Raw genomic sequence first — 3,020 nt, forward strand, 5'->3', positions numbered from 1 at the left:
GCGCCGATACGAGCCTCGAGTGCACGCACCGCCTGGCTGATCGCTGACGGCGTCACGCCGAGCTCGGCTGACGCCTTGCGGAAATTGCGGTGCTTGGCGACGCTCAGGAACGCCTCGACGCCGTCCAGCGCGCCATGCCTGACTGTGAAGTTCTGCTTCATAGCCTGTCGATATTATCGCGGATAGTTGCCGGCCGAAAGCCGTCCTATGTCTGTGGCGAGAAACTGGAAGGAATTGAAGATGGCAGATAACCTCGATCGCGTGCGCGATCACTACCGCGCGGCCGGTCTGGCCGAGCGTCTGAAGACGGCTCTGGCTGTCTTCGGGCCGGAGGAAGAGCGGCTGAAGCCCGAGCAACTGGCCACCCTCGACCAGTTCCACACGCGCGGGCTCGCTGCCACCGCCGAACTGGCCAAGTTGGCGGATATCACGGCCGACATGTCGGTGCTCGACGTCGGATCGGGGGTGGGCGGACCGGCCCGCTTTCTGGCCGCGGCCTACGGCTGCGAGGTCACGGGTGTCGACCTCAGCGAGCCCTTCGTCGAAGCCGCGAATTATCTGACCGCGCGGACGGGGCAGGCCGCAAAGGTGTCGTTCAAGACCGGCAGCGCGCTGGCGCTTCCCTTCGACGACGGCGGTTTCGACGTCGTTTTGCTGCAGCATGTGGCGATGAACATCGCCGACCGCCCGCTTCTTTATCGTGAAATAAGGCGCATGCTGAAGCCGGGCGGAAAATTCGCGGCCTTCGACGTCGTGCTGAACGGTGGCGATCCCCTCTATCCGGTTCCCTGGGCCAAGACCCCGGCGGAGAGCTTTCTGCTCACCGCCGCCGCGACCTGCGAGGCGATCGAGGCCGCCGGGTTCCGCGTGCTTGTCCAGCAGGACGATACCGCGGACGCCAAGACCTGGTTCGCGGCGCTGCGGGCGTCCGGCCCGCCGCCTTCGCTGAACCTCGGCGTCGTCATGGGGCCGGGTTTCGCGGATTTTGCCGCCAATCTCGGACGCAATCTGATGGAAGGCCGGCTGGGTGTCCTGACGGCGGTGTTCGAAGCCGTTCCAGTCAAGAGCTAGAGGAGACAAAAATGTCGCCGGCGACGATCTTCAACATCCATCTCGTCCTGGGCTACGCGCCATGGCTGCTTTGCTTCGGCGCCTATATCTGGCCAAGGCTCAAGCTCATGGACCGCGTCGAGGCGCAGCGCGCCATCGCCACGCTGCACAGCTTTCGCTTCTTCGGGTTGGTCTTCCTGCTGCCGGGCGTCGTTGGTCCGAACCTGCCCGCAGGCTTCGCCGTCTTCGCCGCCTATGGCGATTTCGCGACCGGATTGCTGGCCATGCTGGCGCTGCTTGCCGCGAGGCGGCCTTCGATCTTCTGGCCGTCCGTCGTGGCCTTCAATCTGGTCGGGATAGTCGACCTTATCGGCGACTACTATCACGGCACCGTGCTTCATCTGCCCGAGCAGGCCGGGCAGTTGGGCGCCACCTACGCGATCCCGATCCTCTATGTGCCCTTGCTGATGATCACGCATATCGCCGCCTTCTATCTGCTGGCGCGTCCTCAGCCCAAGGCCATGCCGGCGGCCCGCGATGATGAGGCAGGCGGCGGCCTCAGCTCCCGCCGCTCTCCTTCATCCGCTCGGTGATCTCGGCCATCAGCGCGAGATCGCGTCGCGAGTCCGCGAGGTCGGTCAATGGCTTCGTGCCCTCCATGATGTGGCGGTGGAAAGTCTCGAACTCGTTGGAGAAGGCGTCGCCATAGAGCGGGCCGAGCGCCTTCGTCACCGGGCCGAGCGGGCCGGCCTCCGTCACCTCGAGCCGTGTCGGCAGGCTGCGGATATAGGGCGTGTCGTAGATGATGCGCACCCGCCTGGTGTTCGAGCGTACCTCGATCATGGCGTCGAACAGGCCGAGATCGTCGACCACCGCGTCATAGAGGCAGGCGAAATGGCCGTAGTCGAAGGTCACGCTCGTGTTCGCGCCGCCATTGGTGCGGTGCGCCGCCACCACGCGCTTCGGCTCGCCGATCAGGCCGCGCATGGCCGAGATATGATGCGAGGAAAGCGCGGTGAGCCCGCGATAGGCGCGCACCAAGTCGGTCGACGCATTCTCGCCGACCACCTCGCGGATCAGTGCGTCGCACTCCTTGGCGCCGCGCGCCAGGACGCCACCTTGAGATGCTCAGGCCGCATGCCAAGCAGCAGCTCGTCGCCGGCCCGCGCTCCGACGGGTCGATGTCGTTGGCCCGCCCGCCGTCGATGGTGAGGTCTCCGGCGGTAATCTTTTCCAGCCCCGCGATCATGCGCAGCAAGGTCGACTTGCCGCAGCCGGACGGTCCGACGAAGACGACGAACTCGCGGTCGGCGACATCGAGATCGATGCTCTTGATGATCTCCGCCGATCCGTAGGATTTGTGCACGCCGCGCAGCTTGAGCTCAGCCATGGCTTGCCTCCCTGGCGCCGGCTTTTCCGCCGGCCTTCGTCTCCTCATTCTGCACCATCGCCAGCGCCGTGCCCGGCTCGCCTTCCCACAGGATCAGGCTGGCCGCGCCGACCAGCCCGGCGCGGTCGCCGAGCTCGGCCGGCACGATCGGCACGTCGCGATAGGCCTGCATGGCGCGCTCCTCGACTGTCGCCCTGATTCCCGGCGCCAGAAGATCGAAGCCATTGGCGAGCCCGCCGCCCATGACGATCACCTCGGGCGAATAGAGATGCAGCAGGTTGGTGAAGCCTATGCCGAGCCACTTCGCCTCCGCCTCGACAAGCTCGCCGGCGCTGGCGTCGCCGGCACGCGCGGCCTCGACGACATGGCGGGCGGAGACGTCGCCATCCTTCGAAAGACGCCGGAGCAGCGAGCCGTCGCCCGGCGAGGTGAGCCGCGTCGCCCGGCGCCCGAGCGCGGTGCCGGAGGCGACCGCCTCGAAGCAGCCGACGGCACCGCAGAAGCAGCGGTCGCCTTCGCCGGTGATCGTCATGTGGCCGATCTCGGCCGCGAGCCCACGTCTGCCGTGATAGATGTGACC

At 66.5% G+C, this 3,020-nt stretch carries 5 protein-coding genes and 1 pseudogene; 2 read left to right on the forward strand and 4 right to left on the reverse strand.

The window, feature by feature from the left end:
- Window positions 1-161, reverse strand: a 161-nt coding sequence (locus EOA38_RS32190) for a LysR family transcriptional regulator (protein ID WP_145966171.1), incomplete at its 3' end; no start/stop codon positions are given.
- 25 nt (window positions 162-186) lie between these two features.
- On the opposite strand from EOA38_RS32190, the gene EOA38_RS32195 reads away from it, so the two are divergent.
- A complete protein-coding gene (locus EOA38_RS32195) occupies window positions 187-1,071 on the forward strand; it encodes a class I SAM-dependent methyltransferase (protein ID WP_245480972.1) in 885 nt (294 codons plus the stop codon).
- A gap of 11 nt (window positions 1,072-1,082) precedes the next feature.
- On the forward strand, window positions 1,083-1,643 hold the full coding sequence (locus tag EOA38_RS32200; protein ID WP_127301124.1) for a hypothetical protein: 561 nt from the start codon (window positions 1,083-1,085) through the stop codon (window positions 1,641-1,643).
- On the opposite strand, the gene EOA38_RS32205 is transcribed toward EOA38_RS32200, so the two are convergent.
- From EOA38_RS32205 to EOA38_RS32215, 3 genes and pseudogenes are all read right to left on the reverse strand, one after another.
- Window positions 1,609-2,118: a hypothetical protein gene (locus EOA38_RS32205; RefSeq protein ID WP_245480973.1), complete on the reverse strand. Its 510-nt coding sequence runs from the start codon at window positions 2,116-2,118 to the stop codon at window positions 1,609-1,611. The genes EOA38_RS32200 and EOA38_RS32205 overlap by 35 nt on opposite strands.
- 88 nt (window positions 2,119-2,206) lie before the next feature.
- Window positions 2,207-2,440, reverse strand: a pseudogene (locus tag EOA38_RS32210) (ATP-binding cassette domain-containing protein); the annotation flags it as partial.
- On the reverse strand, window positions 2,433-3,020 hold a 588-nt coding region (locus EOA38_RS32215), incomplete at its 5' end, for an ROK family protein (protein ID WP_127301125.1). The pseudogene EOA38_RS32210 and the gene EOA38_RS32215, both read right to left, overlap by 8 nt.

The organism is Mesorhizobium sp. M1E.F.Ca.ET.041.01.1.1 (assembly GCF_003997355.1).
Taxonomy (GTDB): Bacteria; Pseudomonadota; Alphaproteobacteria; order Rhizobiales; family Rhizobiaceae; genus Mesorhizobium.

Bases quoted from the DNA above. Each gene is read 5' to 3' on its own strand.
- EOA38_RS32200 (WP_127301124.1), top strand. From the start codon at position 1,083: ATGTCGCCGGCGACGATCTTCAACATCCATCTCGTCCTGGGCTACGCG.